The organism is Rhodococcus sp. PSBB066, assembly GCF_017068255.1.
Taxonomy (GTDB): domain Bacteria; phylum Actinomycetota; class Actinomycetes; order Mycobacteriales; family Mycobacteriaceae; genus Rhodococcus; species Rhodococcus aetherivorans.
In genome coordinates, this window is record NZ_CP070859.1 from 355,478 (window position 1) to 372,937 (window position 17,460).

Below are 17,460 nucleotides of genomic sequence, written 5' to 3' on the forward strand. Positions count from 1 at the left end.
GCCATGTCCAGTTCCGATGTCGCTGTCGAACCAGCTACTCACGCGGCCGGGCGCACGTCGATCGTCAAGGTCGCCTTCGCCAGCATGATCGGCACAGCCGTCGAATGGTACGACTTCTTCCTCTACGGCTCCGCCGCCGCGCTCGTCTTCGGGCCCCTGTTCTTCCCCGACAGCGAACCTGCCACGGCCACCCTGCTCGCGTTCGCGACCTTCGCGGTGGGATTCTTCGCCCGACCGCTCGGCGGCATCGTCTTCGGTCACTACGGCGACAAACTCGGCCGCAAGAAGATGCTGGTCGTCAGCCTGCTCATGATGGGCGCCGCGACCTTCGCCATCGGATTGCTGCCGACCTTCGCGAGCATCGGCATCGCCGCGCCGATGCTGCTCATCGGCTGCCGGCTACTGCAGGGCTTCGCCGTCGGAGGCGAATGGGGCGGAGCAGTGCTCATGGCCGCCGAACACGGCGACAACGATCGTCGCGGATTCTGGACCTCGTGGACCCAGGCCGGCGTTCCTCTCGGAAACCTCCTCTCCGCGGTGGTTCTCTGGGTGCTGGCGTTGGTCCAGAGCGACGAAACCTTCGATTCCTGGGGATGGCGAGTTCCCTTCCTGCTCAGTGCAGTACTGGTCCTGATCGGTCTCTGGATCCGTCTGAGCATCGAGGAATCCCCCGTCTTCGCCGAAAACAAGAGGGCCCTCGAAAACCACAAGAGCGAACACGCCCCCATCATCGAAGTCCTGCGCAAGTACCCGCGCGAGGTGCTCATCGCCATGGGACTGAGACTGGTGGAGAACACCTCGTACTACATCTTCACCGTCGTGGTGATGACCTACATGGTCACCTACCTGGATATGCCCAAGAGTGCCGCGATCGCCGGTGTGCTCATCGCCTCCGTCGCCCAGTTCTTCCTCACGCCGCTCATCGGCGCCCTGTCCGACCGAGTCGGCCGTCGACCCCTCTACTTCACCGGCGCACTCGGCGCCGGCATATGGGGATTCGTGTTCTTCCCCCTCATCGACACCGGCAACCAGACCATCATCGCGGCGGCCATCTTCATCGGCCTGATCTTCACCACACTGATGTACGCGCCACAGGCGGCGATGTTCTCCGAGTTGTTCGGCACCAGCGTCCGATACAGCGGCGCCTCCCTCGGCTACCAACTCGCCTCGGTGTTCGCCGGCGGTCTGGCCCCCGTCATCGCAGTCTCACTGCTGGGAACCGTCGAGGAGAAGAACACGATCGCGGTCAGCATCTACCTCGCCATCCTGGCCGTGATCACCATCATCGCCGTGATCGCCGCGAAGGAAACCGCCCGCACCTCCCTCGTCCACGACCGGGTCCTCGACGAGGCCACCCGGAACTGACAACGCCGCCGGGCCGGTGTGCGGCGCTCACCCGCACACCGGCCCGGCCAAAAGGTCTCGTCTCCCGATCCGAGCAGAAAGAGCTCTCGCATGAACGCACCCGTCCACACCCCGGTCCTGGACCTGTTCCGACTCGACGGCAACGCGGCCATCGTGACCGGGGCATCGCGCGGTTTGGGCCGCGCGCTCGCCATCGCACTCGCGGAGGCCGGAGCCGACATCGTCGCCGTCGACATCGGGGAACTCGATCAGGTCGCCAAGGAAGTGCGCGCCCGGGGAGTCCGCTGCGCGACCCGCACCGCCGACCTCAGCGGCCTGACCCCCGAATCGGCGGCAGAACTCTTCTCCTGGGCCAAGACCGAGTTCCCGCACCCGACGATCCTGGTCAACAACGCCGGCATCATCCGCCGTGGTCCCGCGACCGAAACCACACCCTCGGACTGGTCGGCGGTGCTCGACCTCAACCTCACTACCCCCTTCCTACTCAGCCAGGCCTTCGCGCGGTCCGCCCTCGACGACAACGCCGCCGCCAGCATCATCAACATCGCATCGGTCAACTCGTTCCAGGGCGGGATGGAGGTCCCGTCCTACGCCGCCTCCAAACACGGAATCCTCGGCTTGACGCGCGCTTTGGCAAACGAGTGGGCGTCCCACCACATCCGCGTCAACGCGATCGCCCCGGGCTACATGGAAACCGAATTCACCGCCGCCCACCGCGACGACCCCACCCGGGCCGAGAACATGCTGCGTCGCATCCCCACCGGCACCTGGGGAAGGCCGGAAGACCTCGCCGGCGCGGTCGTCTTCCTCGCCTCGGCCGCGTCCGCCTACGTCACCGGCACCGCCCTGTCCGTCGACGGTGGATGGCTGTCCCGATAACAACAGCGACTACCTGGAGGACCGCCCATGGCACCGATGCCCCCGGACCATCCCGTCGTCCCCGCCACCGATGCCCGATCGTGGTTGCTCGTATCCGCAGCCCACAGCCGGCATCTCGGTGACACGTGCACCGGAGCGGCGGACGCCGTCATCTACGACCTCGAAGACGGTGTCGTCCCCTCCGCGAGACCCGCGGCACGAGAAGCTTTCTACCTGTGGCTCACTCGCGGCGGCACCGGCTGGGTCCGAATCAACCCCGCCGGAAGCGAGGACTGGAACCACGACCTCGACGCACTCGATGGAGCACCCGGACTGCTGGGCGTGATGCTCGCCAAATGCGAATCGGCAGAACAGGTCACCGAGACCTTCATACGATTACCTGCCGGCACCCCCGTCCTGGCACTCGTCGAGTCGGCACTCGGCATCGAACGCGCCTACGACATCGCTTCCACAGAACCAACTTTCCGGCTCGCCTTCGGTAGCGGCGACTTCCGCCGCGACACCGGGGCAGCCGATCTAGCACCGGCCCTGTCCTACGCGCGGGGACGACTGGTGGTAGCGAGCCGAGCAGCGGGACTGCCCGGCCCCATCGACGGCCCCACACTCACCACCGCCGAGGACGCGCTCACCGACGCGCTCGCCGTGTCCCGCACCATGGGTTTGTCGGGCAAGCTGTGCATGCACCCCGAGCAGGCCCCCGTCATCAACCGCGCCCTGAGCCCTACCCCGACCGACATCGACTGGGCCCGCGACGTCATCGACCAACTCGGCGCGGACGGCACCCGTGTCAGAGACGGTAGCGACATCCCCCGGCTGGCCCGAGCCCGAGCGATCCACCGCCTCGCCTCCGTCTTCGCTCGATCGTGAGGATAATGGGACAGGCGTGACGAGAACCCAGTCGGCAGCACTCAGCGGCGGTGGGTGTCATGACAACGGAGACAGCACCCAGTACCGGCGGACGAGTTCGGGATGGCGAGCTCGCAGATGCAGACCGCACCACAGCGCGCAGTCGTCGGCGATCCACGGCCAGGCATTCCGGTCCCACTCGGCCGGTTCGGCGACCGCGTCCGCGACCGTGTTGTCCGCGCGTCGGTCCAAGGATCACGGTGGGATCGTCCCAGCGTCACGTTCGAGGCGCGGAGGAGGATGCGACCAGCACGGCCGTGACCGGCCTCGGTGCACGCTCGGCGGATTCGTCGGTGGCGCCGAGCACCACGGCAACGTCGTCCTCGACGACGGCAATGGGCGCCCCGCCGAGACCGGGGTGGTACCGGCTGTGCTGACCTGTGGACAAGGGCTGGCTGCTGCCCGGCAGCAGCTCATCGAGGAGTGGGCCGGTCGACCGCCGGGCGATCGACCCTCGGTCCCGGCAGGCGATGCCGTCCAAGAGTTGGCCGACGGTGGCGACGGCGTGCTGTCGGCGAGGATCGACGAGTCGGTTCCCATCAGCGCGGCACCGCCACCTCCATCAGTACACCGGTCTCGATCCGTCCCGTGGTGTCGAGGTCGCGGGTGAACCACGTCGGGCTGCGATGAATGCCGCAGGAGGGATGGGGATCGGTTCGGTGAACCTGTGCATCTCATGCCTCGAGTACTCGACGAACCGCGGCACGACGGCCACGGACCCGGTGTCACCTGCGATCACCATGGCCGGGCGGCCGACGCCCCGACAAGGAACTCTGTTCCCCGGATGTTCCTCCCGTCGTCTCTCGAAGTGATCCGAATTTCGGATGATTGCCACCCCACCGATGAGTTTGTCCACCCCATGGAGTCTCAATCTCCGTATCATCCTCATCGAGAGTGCGGGAGGAACCGAGTGAATCAGCTGCTGAGAGTCCAGAACTTCACCGTCTCGTGTGACGGCTTCGGGGCCGGTGTACACCAGAGCCTCGAGAGGCCGTTCGGACACGCCGACCCTGGCGAGATGTTCGCGTGGGCCGGCGCGACGGCGAGCTGGCCCATGCGCACAGACCCTGGCGGCAGCCGTGGCCTCGACGACTACTTCACGCGGGACTACGCCCGCAATATCGGTGCCGAGATCATGGGCCGCAACAAGTTCGGTCCCCAACGCGGGCCTTGGCACGACCACGAGTGGCGCGGATGGTGGGGCGACGAACCCCCGTTCCGCACCCCGGTCTTCGTGCTGACCCACCACCCGCGCCCGTCGTTCACCCTCTCCGACACCACCTTCCACTTCGTCGACGGCGACCCGGCCACGGTCCTCGAGCGGGCGCGGGAGGCGGCGCGGGGCAAGGATGTCCGACTCGGTGGCGGGACTACCACCATCCGGCAGTTTCTCGAGGCCGACCTCGTCGACACCATGCACGTGGCAGTCTCGCAGGTGCAGCTCGGATCCGGAGTACGACTCTGGGAGTCACCCGATGAGCTACTCGACCGGTTCCATCTCGAGGTCGTGCCCAGCCCGAGCGGCGTGACGCACCACCTGTTCTGGCGAAGGTGACGCCCGGGCACGGACTTCTCGCATCGAAGTCACCTCAGCCGAGTCCGGTGTGCGGCGTTCCATACCCAGGGGTTCCGAAAAAATCTACTATCCGGGGATAGTTCGTCGTTGTTACCGTCGGCGGATGGCTGTCCGCTACCACGTCACCTCCGTGCTCAACCGTGCTTCCATCTCGCGATACGGCCTGGACTGGAATCGGATGGATGCCGCGCCCGGTATCGCCGGTAGCCGACGGCCCGAGCAGCAGGGCTGCTTCCTCTGCGCCGGCGAGTGGGAGCGGGACTGGTTCGTGCAGATGAACAACACCGGCGGCGCGGTCGACGTGTGGGAGGTCCACGGTATCGATGCCGAGGATCTGGTCGAGTCTCCGGAGGGCCACTACTACTTTCCCGGGGTCATTCCCGCCGCCCGTCTGCGGCTGGAGCAACGGGACGTGCCGCCGGTTCACCGCTGAGGGCTGGTCGCCGGAGCCGGGACGCTGCACCGTGCAACGAGTTCGACCCGGAGGTTGCGCCGAGGTGGTCGGTCAGGTCCGACGCGGAGTCAGGTGACGATCCACAGCGCCAGAACCGCGACGACCAGGGTGAGCGGCGTCGTGATCACGCCGAGCCGGGTGTAGGTGTAAAGGTCCGGACGGCCGGCGGAGCCTTCGAGCAGACGTCGCCACAGCATCGTGGCGAGGGAACCGACGTAGGTGAGATTCGGACCGAGGTTTACACCGAGCAGCGCAGCAAGGATCAGAGCGGGCGGGGCCCCGGGGCCCAGAGCGGTGAGGAGCATCAACGTCGCGGGAATGTTGTTGACGACGTTGGCGGCCACCGCGGCTGCGGCCGCCACCCCGAGCAGCGCCCCGAGGCTCGGCTCGGTGGGCAGCACGTTCGCCAACGCGTCGCCGACGGGGCCGGACGAGACGCCGGCGACAACGACGGCCAGCGCGAAGACGAACACGCAGAACCACAGATCGGCGGCGGCGAGAACTCGCCGAGGGGTGGTGCGATGCCGCCGCAGGGCCGGGACGGCAAGGGCCGCCGCGCCCATCGCCGCCGCCCACACGGGTTCGATCCCCAGCGGCCCCGTCGCCGCGAATCCGACGAGGGTGGCGGCGACGATCCCGAGCGCGTAACGCGGCGCGTGCACGGGCGGTATCGGGTCGGGTTGCAGCGGTGGCAACGAGGCGAGGTCGCGCGCGAAGAACCACCGGAAGACGAGACCCTCGACGAGCACCACCGCGAGCCACGGCAGCGTCATGAGGACGGTGAAGTGCAGGAATGTGAGTCCGGTAGCGGTGAAGGCCAGCAGGTTCGTCAAGTTGGAGACGGGCATCAGCAGCGACGCCGAGTTCGCCAGGTGCCCGGTGGCGTAGACGTGCGGTCGGGGCGACATCCGCAGCGCCGTCGCGGCCCGCAGGACGATCGGCGTCAGCAGGACCACGGTGGCGTCGAGACTGAGCACGGCGGTCACGACGGCGCTGGTGACGAACACAGCGTTGAGCAGACGTCGCGGGTCGTGATTCGCGCGCCGGACGAGAACCGACGCCACCCACGCGAACACGCCGAGCGCGTCGGCGAGATGCCCGAGCACGAGTATGACGGCGAGGAACGCAACGGTCGGGAACAGCGTGCGCAGCTGCTGCTCTACTTCGTGCGGGGTTACGACGCCGAATGCGACGACTGCGGCCGCGGCCGGCAGTGCCACGAACACCTCCGGCAGTCCCCACGGACGCATCACGGCGAAGACGAGCACCCCGGCGAGCATCGCCACCGCTACAGCAACCACAAGGTCGATAGTGCCAGCGCACGAAATGCTCGGGCACCGAACTCCGAGCACGCGATGAACGTCCAGAATCGGCGCGCCGACAGGAGCAAGCCGGCATGTTCCCTGCCGGAGGTCCTGCTCGCCTCGGCAGCGGCACAAGCGGTCTCGCTACGCCCTGCACCTTCGCCCCGCCCTGCCCATTCCACCAACGAGCCGGGGTCAGCGCTGGTGCGCCGTCAGGGCATGCCCGAACGGCGCACCCACGACTATGGGGGGCTACGGGCGGATCGAGGGCGGTTCACCGAAAGAGACGCGTGGAATCGGCCCGGCACCGTCGCACCCAGGTCTTTCGCCGGCTCGGACTCGCGGCGTGCGAGCGGCGGCCCCGGTTCGCGCCTCGACGCCGGGGCCGCCGCCGGTCAGGCGTGGACGCGAGGACGGCGATGCGCCCACGGCATCGCCCGCTCCATCGTGCCCGCCAGTTGCAGCAGGGTCGCCTCGTCTCCGTAGCGCCCGGCGAACTGCACCCCGACCGGCCAGCCCTCGTCGGACTGCCCGAGCGGCAGCGAGATCGCCGGATGCCCAGTGGTGTTGAACACCGAGGTGAACGCTCCGTAGTCGAAGATGCGGTCGTACCATCCGCGCGCGTCCAGCTCCGGGTTGTCGGCGTCGAGGTGCCCGAGCGGGACGGTCGGTTGCGCGGTCGTCGGTGTGAGGAGCACGTCGTACTCGCCGAGGAAGCGTGCCACCTCGCGGCGCACCGTGTTGAACACCCGGTCGGCGGCGTACAGATCGCGCGCGGTGAGCGTCGCGCCGTACCGGGCGCACTCGAGCGTCGTCGCCTCCAGGTGCTCGCGGCTGGGGGTGACGCCCAGCAATTCTGCGGTTGCGTAGACGCCGTCGGCGAGGAAGCTGCACCAGGCGGTGAAGTTCGCGTCGTCGAAGGTCTGCGCGTCGATACGCGGGGCCGCCTCTTCGACGTGGTGGCCGAGTCGCTCGAGTACTGCCGCCACCTCCTGCACCGTGGCGACGGACTGCGGGTCGACCGCGCGGGACGGGTCATACGGGGTGGTGCACACCGCGATCCGCAACGGCCGCACGTCCTGCCCGACCAGCTCGGCGAACGGGCGCTCGGGCGCCGGGAGCAGATACCGATCGCCCGGCTCACTGCCGTGCACCGCGTCGAGCAGCCCGGCACTGTCGCGGACGGTGCGCGTCACCGCGAATTCGATGCCCAGGCCCATGAGCGGGTCGGCGTATTCGGGTCCGGGGGTGGTGCGGCCCTGGGTCGGCTTCAGGCCTACCAGCCCGCACGCGGCGGCGGGGATCCGGATCGACCCGCCCCCGTCATTGGCGTGTGCCATCGGTAGTGCACCCGCCGCCACCAGCGCCGCCGACCCGCCGCTCGACCCGCCCGGGCTGCGGTCGGTGTCCCACGGGTTGCGAGTGGGGCGCCCGTACGCGGCGGCCGCCTCCGTCGACGCGTTGAACCCCAGCTCCGGCGTGGTGGTCACGGCCATGGTGGCCAGGCCCGCGCGGCGGAAACGCGCCATCAGATAGGTGTCCTCCGCGGGCACGAGACCGTCGCCGAACAGCCGGCTTCCGTTGCGCTGCGGGACGCCGGCCGCGTGCGCGATGAGGTCCTTGATCGCGAACGGTACGCCCGCGAACGGGCCGTCGCTGCTGTGATCGAGCGGGGTGGCGAACCGTTCGCCGGCGACTGCGCCGAGAACCGGATCGACGGCGTCTATCGCCCGCGCCGCGACGTCGTGCACCTCGGCCGGGCTCACCTGCCTGTCAGCAATGAGGCGGGCCAGGCCGGTTGCGTCGTGCGCGGTGTAGTCGTTGATGTCCACGGTGATCTCCATTCGGGGGAACGAACGGCCCGACAGTAGGGTGACGCCCGTAACACAACATCGGCCGAACGACCGATGCGCGAACGCCGAAACGATGCCCCTGGCCAACGCGCGACGCGCCGGGGATGATCACCTCATGTCCCGCGCCGACACGGAACGCCTCGCGGCCGCGCTGGCACTGAGTGCACGCCTCGCCCGCGACGACAACCCGACCGACCCAGCTCGCGTCCTGTTCGAGCTGTCCGCGTGCGTGCCGTTCGCGCATGGCGCCATCTCTCGCTGGGACGCGGCGCGCGGGTGCCACCGCACCGCCTCCAGCCTCGGCTACCCGCGGCCGATCGTCGACGCGATCAATCGCTTTCTGCCCCGCCACCCGCTGTTCGACGACATGCTCGGCCGGCGCCTGCCGCAGCAGCTGTGCACGGTGCCCCCGCGGCTGCGCCACGGTCCCGTCTTCGACGAGGTCATCGTGCCGCAGCAGTACACCGACGGCCTCAGCCAATGCCTGTTTGCCCCCGACGGGCGCTATGTGGGGATGTTGAACCTGAGCGCTGCCGGTGGACGGGTGTTCGATCGGGAAGACCTGGTCATGGTGGCGCTGCTCGCCGCCGACCTCGCCTGCGTCGTCGACCCGGCTGCCGCGCCCGGCCCCGCTGACCGAGATCCGGGGCGCGGGATCGTGCTCGTTGTCGCCGCATCCGGCGCGATCGACCGCCCCCTCGACGCGCCCCCGGAGCCCGCCGCCGCCGCGCTCGTAGCCGCGGGCGACGGGCTGCGTGCGGTCGCGGCCGAGGTGCGTCGCCGCGGGCGCGCCGCCGACTACCTGCTCATCGCCACCGGCATTGTCTACGACGCCCACCTAGCGCCCGCCCGCGGCGGAGGGGTCCTCGTGCGGGCGCGTGTCGTGCCACCGCCCGACGGTCTGACCGTGCGGGAACTGCAGGTGCTCGGCCTGGTGCGTGACGGCGCGTCGAATACCGCTATCGGTCGGGAGCTGGGAATCCGCCCGTCGACGGTGTCCACCCACTTGGAGCACGTGCTGCGCAAGACGGGCGCCGCCAACCGCACGGTTGCAGCCGTGCGTGCTGCCGAGTGGAAGCTGCGGCTCGTCGACCGCGCCGCGCCGCCAGTCCTCGCCGGCAACGCGCCGGCGTCGTGACCACGGCCCATGGCCTCGCTGAGTCCGATCCTCGCCGAGGCGCCGTGGGACCGGCCGGTGTGTTCCTGCTCCGCCCCGGGATCCCCGCGGAAATGCATGTGCTTCCAGTCCTGTTCGAACCGAGGCATGGCATCTGTCCGGCTGGTCTCCTGTGCTGATGACCATCGGGAGTCCTGCGCCCGGAGCAGGAGCGTCAGAGCGTGGCCACGACGTCGAATTCGTACCCGTCGGCCACGGCCATGTGCACGTCCTGGTGCATCAACCCGGCGCTGGCGTGCACCGACCCGCGGGGGCCGTCGTAGCTCAATGTGCCCGAGTGACGGAGGATCTCGTCGATCGTGTTGGATCCGGCCGCGGCGGTGAGCGCGGCGAGAGTGGTCACGCCCTCGTAACACGATTCGGCGGCGTTGTTCAGCGGTGGTGCGCCCGGACCGAACCGACGGACATAGGCGGACATGAAATCCTGCGCACACGCGGTGACGAGTGATGTGAAGTAGCTCGCGGCGACGAACAGGTTTTCGGTAGCGTCCGCCCCGCTTGCCAGTAGCATGTTCTCCTCCATCAGCGGACTGAACCGCAACAGCCGCTGATGCAGACCCCGTCCGCAGAACGCCCGGTTGAACGCGACTGCGTCACGACCCACGAGCAACATGACGGTGCCCTCGGCGCCGCTCTTTTCGATACGCGGCAGCACCCGGGAGAAGTCGGTGGTGCCGTAGTCGACGTAGATCTCCTCGACGACCTGCAGATCGAGCTCGTGACAGTAGGCGCGGATGGCGGGGACGGTCCGTCGCGGCCACACGTAGTTGGCGCCGACGACCGTCCAGCGCCGGATGCCGGCGTGCTCCCGCAGCCATCGCAACGCGGGACCGATTTGCAGGCCCGGGGTTTCACCGGAACAGATGATGCCCGGACGCGACTCGCCGCCCTCGTAGAGGGAGGTGTACACGTACGGGATCCGATGGGCCAGGACCGAGGAGAGCTGCTCGCGTACCGTCGAGATGTGCCAGCCGGTCACCGCGTGGATGCGGTCTGCGGCCAGCAGTCGAGCGATCTCGGCGCGAAGCTCCGGCGCGGGCAGGCTCGCGTCGATCACCTCGATTTCCACCTCGCGGGCGAGGATGCCGCCGTTGTCGTTGAGGGTCGCGGCGGCGAGGTTCGCGACGGCCTCACACGACGGACCGTAGATTCCGCCCGGCCCGCGCAGTGGAATGACCAGTCCGATGCGATAGCTCCTCGACATCATCGAGCCTCCTTGCGGCCGCTGCACGCGCGGTGGAATATTCATCTGGAAGTATTGCGTTCGGAACGATGTCTCAGCAAGGGGTGCCCATGGTGCAGGCTGATCGGGACGACGCGGTCATGGTGGATACGCTGGCGGTCGATCGGGCGGCCGCCCTGGTCCGCGCGGCCGTGCGGGGCGCCCTCACCGGGTCGGATCTCACCCTCGACCAGTGGCGGGTGGTCGACCACCTCGCCTCCGTGGAAGAGGCCACGATGAGTGCGATCTCCGCCGTCACCCTCATCCCGGGGCCGAGCCTGACCCGGACGGTCGATCGGCTCGTCGACGCCGCGCTGGCGTACCGGACCTTGGATTCCTACGATCGGCGACGCATGATGGTCCGCCTCAGTGCCCACGGCATCGCTCGTCATCGTGCACTCGCCCCGGCGGTGACCGCCGCGCTCGCGGACGCGTTCGCCCCGCTCGCGCCTGCGGAGCTGCGTGAACTGGGAACGCTTCTGGAGAAGCTCACCACTCGCTGACCGTCGCCCCCGTGTGACTCACGGATGCTGCCGCGTGCCGCGCGGCAGCTTTCCTCGCGCGCCACGCACCCCTGCGCACGGAGGTAGCGGCGTCCGCTCCGAGATTATTTCCACTTGACACAGTTCCAAATGGAAGTAAATTGTGAGCCGCACCACGAACATCCCCCATTGGAGGTCGGACAGATGTCAAGCGATGTTGCTCTCCCCCGTTCGCTCGGAGCCGACGTGGACTTCACGCGCTCGGGCGTATCCCGTTTCCCCAACCGCGATCTCGGCGTTCCGAGATTCTGCTGCGAGGTGGGCGTCCCCCTTGCCGAGCAGAAGGAGCTCGGGCACAACCGCTGGCATCCCGACATTCCGCCGCTGCACGAACTGGATCCGGGTGACGAGGTGATCCTCGAAACCCCCGGCTACGACGACTACCAGCTCCAGGATGCCGACGAGGACCAGGACATCCGGGATCTGGACCTGACCCGTACCCATCCGATCGCCGGACCGGTCTACGTCAACGGCGCCGAGCCCGGCGACCTACTGGTGGTCGATGTTCTGGACGTGCAGCCGCTCTCGGGTATCGGATACTCGAACATCCTGCCCGGAATGGGCGGACCACTGGCGAGCTGGTTCCCTCGAGGCTTCAAGACGGTGTGGGACCTGCACGGTCTGTTCGCGACGAGCCGGCAGATCCCGGGCGTGGAGATCCCCGCGATCAGCCACCCCGGTGTGATCGGCGTGGCGCCGTCGCACGAGCTGCTGCAGATCTGGAACGAGCGGGAGGATCCGCTGATCGCCGACGGCCTGGCCGGCCCGCGGGAGGACGCGATCGCGACGTCGGTGCTGCGCACCCTGGAGGGCGACGAATGGGCGCGGGTCGCCGCCACGGCGGCGCGCACGGTGCCGCCCCGAGAGAACGGCGGCAACCTCGACATCAAGAACCTCTCCCGCGGCTCGCGGGTGTACTTCCCGGTTTTCGTCGAGGGGGCGCTCTTCTCGTGCGGCGACCTTCACTTCGCCGAGGGCGATGGTGAAATCACCTGGAACGCCATCGAAATGGATGGGTCCACGTGGCTGCGGTTCAACCTGATCAAGGGTGGCATGGCGAAGTACGGGGTGCGGAACCCGATGCTGCGACCCTCTCCTGTCGACCCGAACTTCGGTACCCGGTACCTGTCGTTCACCGGTTTGTCCGCGCGCGGCCGGGAGCAGAAGTACATCGATACCACCATGGCCGCGGTCGACGCCGTCGAACAGGCGATCGACTACCTCGGTAAGTTCGGTTACGCGCCCGAGCAGGCGTACACGATCATCAGCGTCGCACCGTGCGAGATGCACGTCGGCGGCATCGTCGACATTCCGAACGCGGCTGTCACGCTGAAGATTCCGCTCGACATCTTCGACAAGGACATCCTCCCCCAGTAAGTCGACGGGTCCGCGGTGCCGGGATGCTCGGACACCCCGGCACCGCGGGCGCCTCGGCGGAAAGCGACCGCAGATGACCGATGTCGGATTGTTCTACGTCGGTGCCGTCCTGATCGTGAACGGCATCATGCTTCTCGGGCGGATCTCCGCCCGCGCCGCTGCGCCGCTGAACCTGTGCGTCGGCACCCTCCAGGTGGTGATCCCGACCGCCCTGATCGTCACCACGGACGGTGGCGGCGCCGCAATCGCCGGGGCAGCCGGTCTCTACCTGTTCGGCTTCACGTACCTGTGGGTCGGGATCAACGCTGCGACGGGATGGCCTCCGGAAGGGTTGGGCTGGTTCTCCCTCTTCGTTGCGGTGGCCGCGGTCGGGTTTGCCGCCCGCACCTGGTACGACGGCGGCCGGCTCTTCGTCGTATTCTGGCTGGCCTGGGCCGGGCTTTGGTTGCTCTTCTTTCTGGTCCTGGCTCTCGGCCGCACCGAACTCACCCGCTTCACCGGTGCCGTGGCGATCACGGAGGGGGTGCTGACCGCGGCTGTTCCGGCAGGCCTCGCACTTGCCGGACTGTGGATCGATTCCGCCGCCGCCGCTCTTGCCGCGACCGCACTCGGAGGCACCGTAGTGGCGGCGCTGTGGCTGGTCACCCGTCCGGCATCGATCGATGCGTCGACTCCTGCCCGGCAAGGCTGACATGCACCCAGCGCCGTCGGCGAGGCGGCTTGCGGCCGTTCAGGAGACCGAGTTCACCGACTCGGGAAAAACCATGCGGCCGAGCACATTGCGCATTTCGGTGAGAAGAGCCGGGTTCACGCCGGCGAAGTGCCGGTCCGACACCTCCTCGCTGAGCCGGCGCGCCTCGTCGCACAGCTTTCGCCCCTCGTCGGTGGCGACGATGAGCTTGTTGCGCCGGTCGCCCGGATCCGCGGTGCGCGCGACGAGGCCACGGCTCTCGAGTTCGTCGACGATCGCGACGATCTGACTGGGATCCAGTCCCATGTCCGCGGCGATGCGGCGCTGCGCCACACCGGCGGGTTCGTCGCACGCGAGGGAGAGCACCGTGTACGGGCGCACCCGCAGCCCGAGCGGGGCGAGGGCCTCGTTCACCGATCGCACCACCATCGCGCTGGCACGCGTCAGCAGAAATCCCAGGTCGTCCTCGAGGACGCGTCGACGTTCCATTCCGACAGCCTTTCGTCGTGACCCTCAGGGTAACAGTTCCTCAATCGTTGACTTTTTCAATAATAGATGTTCCTATGTGATTGGGAGTACATCAGCTCGAGCAACGGAGGATCTCGTGGACCTCAGCAACAAAGTCGCCGTCGTCACCGGTAGCGGACAGGGCCTCGGCCTCGCCTACGCCACCGAGCTGGCCCGTCACGGCGCCGCGGTCGTGATCAACGACGTCGACCGGGCCACCGCCGATGCCGCCGTCGCGACGATCACCGCCGCGGGCGGACGCGCCGTCGCCGTGGTCGCCCCCGTCGGCCCCACAGAGACGGCGAGGAAGCTCGTCGCGGCCGCGGTCGAGCACTTCGGCCGCCTCGACGTGATGGTGACCAACGCCGGCATCCTGCGCGACAAGGTGCTGTGGAAGATGACCGACGACGACTTCGACGCCGTGATCGACGTGCACCTGCGCGGCACCTTCACGTGCGTGCGCGAGGCCGTGCTGCGCTTCCGCGAGCAGGGCGAGGGCGGGCGCATCATCGCCATCGGCTCCCCCGCCGGCCAGCGCGGCAACTTCGGCCAGACCAACTACGCCGGCGCCAAGGCCGCCGTCGTCGGCATGGTCCGCACCTGGGCGATGGAACTGCAGCGCGCCGGCATCACCGCCAACGCCGTGTGCCCCGTCGCCGTCACGGCGATGACCGAGACCGTGCCGATCTTCGCGCCCTACATCGAACAGATGAAGCAGACCGGCGAGCTGCCCGCGGTCATCCGCCGCGAGGTCGGCATGGGCACCCCCGAGGACGTCGCGGGCCTGATCGCCTTCCTCGCCTCCGACGACGCCGCCGCCATCACCGGTCAGGCGTTCTCCGTCGGCGGGGATCGCCTCGCACTGTGGTCGCACCCGCAGCTGACCGCCACCGCCTTCCACGACGGCGGCTTCTCCGCCGACGACGTCGCCGCCCAGTGGCCCATCGTGTTCGCCGACCGCGTCGAGTCCGTCGGCGAGGAATTCCCCGAGGAGGTGCTCGCCAAGTGAGCCGTTACGAGTACGGCATCGACTTCGACAAGATCGACGCCCTCGATATCCACACCCACGTCGAGATCGACGGCTGCGGCCACCGGTCCATGGACGACGAACTGATGGCCGCGTCGGAGAAGTACTTCAAGTCCGGCGAGGAACGCACCCCGACCATCAAGTCCATCGCCGAGCACTACCGCGAGCGGAACATGGCCGCGGTCGTGTTCACCGTCGATGCGCAGTCGGCCACCGGGCACGCCCCGAACTCGGTCGAGGAGATCGCCGAGTTCGCCGCCGAGAACAACGACGTGCTCATCCCGTTCGGCTCCGTCGACCCCCTGCAGGGCAAGGCCGCCGTCCAGCGGTTGCGCCGCCTGGTCGACGAGTACGGCGTCAAGGGCTTCAAGTTCCACCCGAGCATGCAGGGCTTCGAGCCCAACGACCGGCGCTTCTACCCGCTGTACGAGGCCCTTGTCGAGGCACAGGTGCCGGCCCTGTTCCACACCGGGCAGACCGGCATCGGCGCGGGGCTGCCCGGTGGGCACGGCATCAAGCTGCGCTACTCCGACCCGATGCTGCTCGACGACGTCGCGGCCGACTTCCCCGATCTGACCATCGTCATGGCCCACCCCGCTGTACCGTGGGTCGACGCGCAGATCTCCATCGCCACCCACAAGGCGAACGTCTACCTCGACCTGTCCGGCTGGTCGCCGAAGTACTTTCCGCCGCAACTGGTCAAGGCCGCGAACACGATGCTGCGCCGCAAGGTGCTGTTCGGATCCGACTTCCCGGTCATCCAAGTGGATCGATGGCGCAACGATTTCGCCACTCTCGACATCAAACCCGACGTAGCCCCGATGATCTTCAAGCAGAACGCGCTGCGCGTTCTCGGCATCGAGCGCTGACGTCGGTACCTGCGAACCGAGGAGTTCCCATGACCATTCCCGCCACCGCCACCACCCACGTCGCCACCCTGGACGATCTCGAGGCACTCGTCGGGCAACCGCTCGGTGTCAGCTCGTGGCTGCCCGTCGAGCAGGACCGCATCCAGACCTTCGCCGACGCCACCGACGACCACCAGTGGATCCACCTCGACGTCGAACGGGCGAAGAAGGAAAGCCCCTTCGGCGGCCCCATCGCCCACGGCTACCTCACGCTCTCGCTGATCATCCCGATGTGGAGCGAGGTGCTGAAGGTCGACAGCGTGACCATGGCCGTCAACTACGGCCTGAACAAGGTCCGCTTCACCAACCCCGTTCCGGCCGGCGGCAAGGTCCGCCTCAACGCCACGCTGAAGTCGCTCGAGAAGCTGCCGAAGGGCGGCGTGCAGATCACAATCGACGGCATGATCGAGCTCGAGGGCAGCGAGCGGCCCGCCGTCGTCGTCGAGGCGGTCTACCGCATGTTCGATTAGCGGCCGCCGCCTGCAGCCGAGCGAATGTACCCTTCCGTCGATCTACAAGGGGGAAGGGTACATTCGCTCGTTCCAGGACGGCTCACGGTTGCACGAACGCGGGCAGCAGCGTCTGCGCGACCCGTTCGTTCCAGTCGGCGTCGATGTCACCGCTCCGGGCCCGTTCCGCGAAGTAGGCACCGACGATGCAGTCCAGAAATGTTTCGACGTCGAGGTCGGCTCGCACCAGTCCCCGCGAGATGTGGTGTCGCACGACCTCGGTCAAGGTGCTGCGGTGGCGCACGAGCACCGAGCGGATGAGACCGGTGAACGCGGGATCCGCATCGGTCACCAGCGCAGCAAGGCCGCCGAAGCCGACGCCCCCGTCGACCGAACGGAGGGACTGCTCGGCCAGCCACGTCAGCACCTGGTGCGCGGTGGCATCCGGCGCGGGAGGCGCGGGCTGCGCGATCGGCTCCATCACCGCGGTGAGCATCTCGTCCCGGTCGCGGTAGCGGCGGTAGATGGTGGTGCGGGCCATGCCCGTGTGTGCGGCCACGGCCTCGATCGTCACCGCCTTGGGCCCCTTGCGACGCAGCAGCTCGAGCACGGCGTCGGCGATGCGTTCCTCCGGCGTGGCAGTCCCCTCACCTTGCCGCATGCGCCCCCTCCTGTCCGCTGTCTCGACTTACGACAATCCTACAATAGCGCTACACTATATGTAGCTACGCAACATGTAGCGATTCGAAGAGAGGGACGCACATGAAGATCTCGAACTCGTCGGCCGGAGCGATCGCCCTGATCCTGGGCATCGTCACCATGACCGCATCGGTATGGTTCGACACCACCCCCGTCGGCTCCGGGGTCACTCTCGGACTGGGCGCCATCGCCGCGATCTACGCCCTGTGGTCGCTGATCGCCCGGGATCCGACCAAGGACCACTGGTCCCTGTCCGTCGTCGGCCTGATCTTGTTCATCTCGCCGTGGATCGGGCAGTTCGCCGGCGACGGCGCGGCCTGGACCGCGTGGATCGCGGGGGCGTTGATCATGCTCGTCGGCGGCGCCGCGTACCTCGCCGACGAGTCCGCCGACGTCGCGGCGGCGACCCGGGAAGAGGAACGACGCACGTATGCGTCGACGGCCCGCTGAAACGCCGAGGGGGAGGTTGTCGGCGACATCACTCGATCGATGTCGCGACAACCTCCCCCTCGGTGACCATCTCG

Annotated in this window: 19 protein-coding genes; 13 read left to right on the forward strand and 6 right to left on the reverse strand. The window is 68.2% G+C overall.

The features are described 5' to 3' along the window. Positions 1 to 3: 3 nt before the first annotated feature. The 3 genes from JYA75_RS01725 to JYA75_RS01735 all read left to right on the forward strand — a co-directional run bounded on the left by JYA75_RS01725 (position 4) and on the right by JYA75_RS01735 (position 3,111). Positions 4 to 1,365 (forward strand): MFS transporter, encoded by a 1,362-nt coding sequence (locus JYA75_RS01725; protein ID WP_006942028.1) that lies wholly within the window; start codon positions 4 to 6, stop codon positions 1,363 to 1,365. Positions 1,366 to 1,455: 90 nt separating this feature from the next. Continuing rightward, positions 1,456 to 2,244, forward strand: coding sequence for an SDR family oxidoreductase (locus JYA75_RS01730; protein ID WP_006942030.1), 789 nt, complete (start codon positions 1,456 to 1,458; stop codon positions 2,242 to 2,244). 27 nt (positions 2,245 to 2,271) lie between these two features. Then, a complete protein-coding gene (locus JYA75_RS01735) occupies positions 2,272 to 3,111 on the forward strand; it encodes a CoA ester lyase (protein WP_006942036.1) in 840 nt (279 codons plus the stop codon). 256 nt (positions 3,112 to 3,367) lie between these two features. Here JYA75_RS01735 and JYA75_RS28660 read toward each other — a convergent pair whose 3' ends face one another. After that, complete coding sequence (locus JYA75_RS28660; protein WP_231385998.1) at positions 3,368 to 3,538, reverse strand: hypothetical protein; 171 nt, start codon at positions 3,536 to 3,538, stop codon at positions 3,368 to 3,370. Between the two features lie 522 nt (positions 3,539 to 4,060). Between JYA75_RS28660 and JYA75_RS01745 the strand changes: the two genes are divergently transcribed. Both JYA75_RS01745 and JYA75_RS01750 read left to right on the forward strand, forming a co-directional pair. Beyond that, positions 4,061 to 4,705, forward strand: coding sequence for a dihydrofolate reductase family protein (locus JYA75_RS01745; RefSeq protein ID WP_006942042.1), 645 nt, complete (start codon positions 4,061 to 4,063; stop codon positions 4,703 to 4,705). A 124-nt stretch (positions 4,706 to 4,829) separates the two neighbouring features. Continuing rightward, entirely contained in the window at positions 4,830 to 5,159 is a 330-nt protein-coding gene (locus tag JYA75_RS01750) for a hypothetical protein (RefSeq protein ID WP_037201361.1), read from the forward strand. An 89-nt stretch (positions 5,160 to 5,248) separates the two neighbouring features. On the opposite strand, the gene JYA75_RS01755 is transcribed toward JYA75_RS01750, so the two are convergent. Beyond that, positions 5,249 to 6,481, reverse strand: a complete 1,233-nt coding sequence (locus JYA75_RS01755; RefSeq protein ID WP_139310938.1) for an SLC13 family permease — start codon at positions 6,479 to 6,481, stop codon at positions 5,249 to 5,251. Positions 6,482 to 6,879: 398 nt separating this feature from the next. Continuing rightward, positions 6,880 to 8,316 carry an amidase family protein gene (locus JYA75_RS01760; RefSeq protein ID WP_029547170.1) on the reverse strand — a complete coding sequence of 479 codons (1,437 nt, stop codon included), beginning with the start codon at positions 8,314 to 8,316 and terminating at the stop codon, positions 6,880 to 6,882. A 136-nt stretch (positions 8,317 to 8,452) separates the two neighbouring features. Between JYA75_RS01760 and JYA75_RS01765 the strand changes: the two genes are divergently transcribed. Continuing rightward, positions 8,453 to 9,475 carry a helix-turn-helix transcriptional regulator gene (locus JYA75_RS01765; protein ID WP_006932671.1) on the forward strand — a complete coding sequence of 341 codons (1,023 nt, stop codon included), beginning with the start codon at positions 8,453 to 8,455 and terminating at the stop codon, positions 9,473 to 9,475. 193 nt (positions 9,476 to 9,668) lie between these two features. Here JYA75_RS01765 and JYA75_RS01770 read toward each other — a convergent pair whose 3' ends face one another. Beyond that, on the reverse strand, positions 9,669 to 10,721 hold the full coding sequence (locus tag JYA75_RS01770; protein ID WP_006932670.1) for a substrate-binding domain-containing protein: 1,053 nt from the start codon (positions 10,719 to 10,721) through the stop codon (positions 9,669 to 9,671). An 86-nt stretch (positions 10,722 to 10,807) separates the two neighbouring features. On the opposite strand from JYA75_RS01770, the gene JYA75_RS01775 reads away from it, so the two are divergent. From JYA75_RS01775 to JYA75_RS01785, 3 genes are all read left to right on the forward strand, one after another. Beyond that, positions 10,808 to 11,239: a MarR family winged helix-turn-helix transcriptional regulator gene (locus JYA75_RS01775; RefSeq protein ID WP_203329622.1), complete on the forward strand. Its 432-nt coding sequence runs from the start codon at positions 10,808 to 10,810 to the stop codon at positions 11,237 to 11,239. Between the two features lie 297 nt (positions 11,240 to 11,536). Beyond that, positions 11,537 to 12,655, forward strand: coding sequence for an acetamidase/formamidase family protein (locus JYA75_RS01780; protein ID WP_037202250.1), 1,119 nt, complete (start codon positions 11,537 to 11,539; stop codon positions 12,653 to 12,655). A 73-nt stretch (positions 12,656 to 12,728) separates the two neighbouring features. Next, on the forward strand, positions 12,729 to 13,346 hold the full coding sequence (locus tag JYA75_RS01785; protein ID WP_065923111.1) for an AmiS/UreI family transporter: 618 nt from the start codon (positions 12,729 to 12,731) through the stop codon (positions 13,344 to 13,346). 39 nt (positions 13,347 to 13,385) lie between these two features. Here the strand turns inward: JYA75_RS01785 and JYA75_RS01790 are convergent, their stop codons facing one another. Beyond that, positions 13,386 to 13,835, reverse strand: coding sequence for a MarR family transcriptional regulator (locus JYA75_RS01790; protein WP_050034484.1), 450 nt, complete (start codon positions 13,833 to 13,835; stop codon positions 13,386 to 13,388). 115 nt (positions 13,836 to 13,950) lie between these two features. Here JYA75_RS01790 and couN point away from each other — a divergent pair, with 115 nt between their 5' ends. The 3 genes from couN to couM are packed head-to-tail and all read left to right on the forward strand — an operon-like array spanning position 13,951 to position 16,258. Next, entirely contained in the window at positions 13,951 to 14,862 is a 912-nt protein-coding gene (couN, locus tag JYA75_RS01795; protein WP_029547165.1) for a 4-hydroxyphenyl-beta-hydroxyacyl-CoA dehydrogenase, read from the forward strand. Beyond that, entirely contained in the window at positions 14,859 to 15,749 is an 891-nt protein-coding gene (couO, locus tag JYA75_RS01800) for a 4-hydroxyphenyl-beta-ketoacyl-CoA hydrolase (RefSeq protein WP_006932660.1), read from the forward strand. Before couN ends, couO begins: the two co-directional genes overlap by 4 nt. Positions 15,750 to 15,778: 29 nt before the next feature. After that, complete coding sequence (gene couM / locus JYA75_RS01805; protein WP_006932658.1) at positions 15,779 to 16,258, forward strand: p-hydroxycinnamoyl-CoA hydratase; 480 nt, start codon at positions 15,779 to 15,781, stop codon at positions 16,256 to 16,258. A gap of 82 nt (positions 16,259 to 16,340) precedes the next feature. On the opposite strand, the gene JYA75_RS01810 is transcribed toward couM, so the two are convergent. Then, entirely contained in the window at positions 16,341 to 16,898 is a 558-nt protein-coding gene (locus tag JYA75_RS01810) for a TetR/AcrR family transcriptional regulator (RefSeq protein ID WP_065923112.1), read from the reverse strand. A gap of 101 nt (positions 16,899 to 16,999) precedes the next feature. On the opposite strand from JYA75_RS01810, the gene JYA75_RS01815 reads away from it, so the two are divergent. Further along, positions 17,000 to 17,386, forward strand: coding sequence for an SPW repeat protein (locus JYA75_RS01815; RefSeq protein ID WP_050034482.1), 387 nt, complete (start codon positions 17,000 to 17,002; stop codon positions 17,384 to 17,386). Positions 17,387 to 17,460: the final 74 nt, after the last annotated feature.

Bases quoted from the DNA above. Each gene is read 5' to 3' on its own strand.
- JYA75_RS01750 (WP_037201361.1), top strand. From the start codon at position 4,830: ATGGCTGTCCGCTACCACGTCACCTCCGTGCTCAACCGTGCTTCCATC.
- JYA75_RS01765 (WP_006932671.1), top strand. From the start codon at position 8,453: ATGTCCCGCGCCGACACGGAACGCCTCGCGGCCGCGCTGGCACTGAGT.
- JYA75_RS01725 (WP_006942028.1), top strand. From the start codon at position 4: ATGTCCAGTTCCGATGTCGCTGTCGAACCAGCTACTCACGCGGCCGGG.
- JYA75_RS01735 (WP_006942036.1), top strand. From the start codon at position 2,272: ATGGCACCGATGCCCCCGGACCATCCCGTCGTCCCCGCCACCGATGCC.
- couM (WP_006932658.1), top strand. From the start codon at position 15,779: ATGACCATTCCCGCCACCGCCACCACCCACGTCGCCACCCTGGACGAT.
- JYA75_RS01730 (WP_006942030.1), top strand. From the start codon at position 1,456: ATGAACGCACCCGTCCACACCCCGGTCCTGGACCTGTTCCGACTCGAC.
- JYA75_RS01815 (WP_050034482.1), top strand. From the start codon at position 17,000: ATGAAGATCTCGAACTCGTCGGCCGGAGCGATCGCCCTGATCCTGGGC.
- JYA75_RS01770 (WP_006932670.1), bottom strand. From the start codon at position 10,721: ATGATGTCGAGGAGCTATCGCATCGGACTGGTCATTCCACTGCGCGGG.
- JYA75_RS01775 (WP_203329622.1), top strand. From the start codon at position 10,808: ATGGTGCAGGCTGATCGGGACGACGCGGTCATGGTGGATACGCTGGCG.
- JYA75_RS01790 (WP_050034484.1), bottom strand. From the start codon at position 13,835: ATGGAACGTCGACGCGTCCTCGAGGACGACCTGGGATTTCTGCTGACG.
- JYA75_RS01810 (WP_065923112.1), bottom strand. From the start codon at position 16,898: ATGCGGCAAGGTGAGGGGACTGCCACGCCGGAGGAACGCATCGCCGAC.
- JYA75_RS01785 (WP_065923111.1), top strand. From the start codon at position 12,729: ATGACCGATGTCGGATTGTTCTACGTCGGTGCCGTCCTGATCGTGAAC.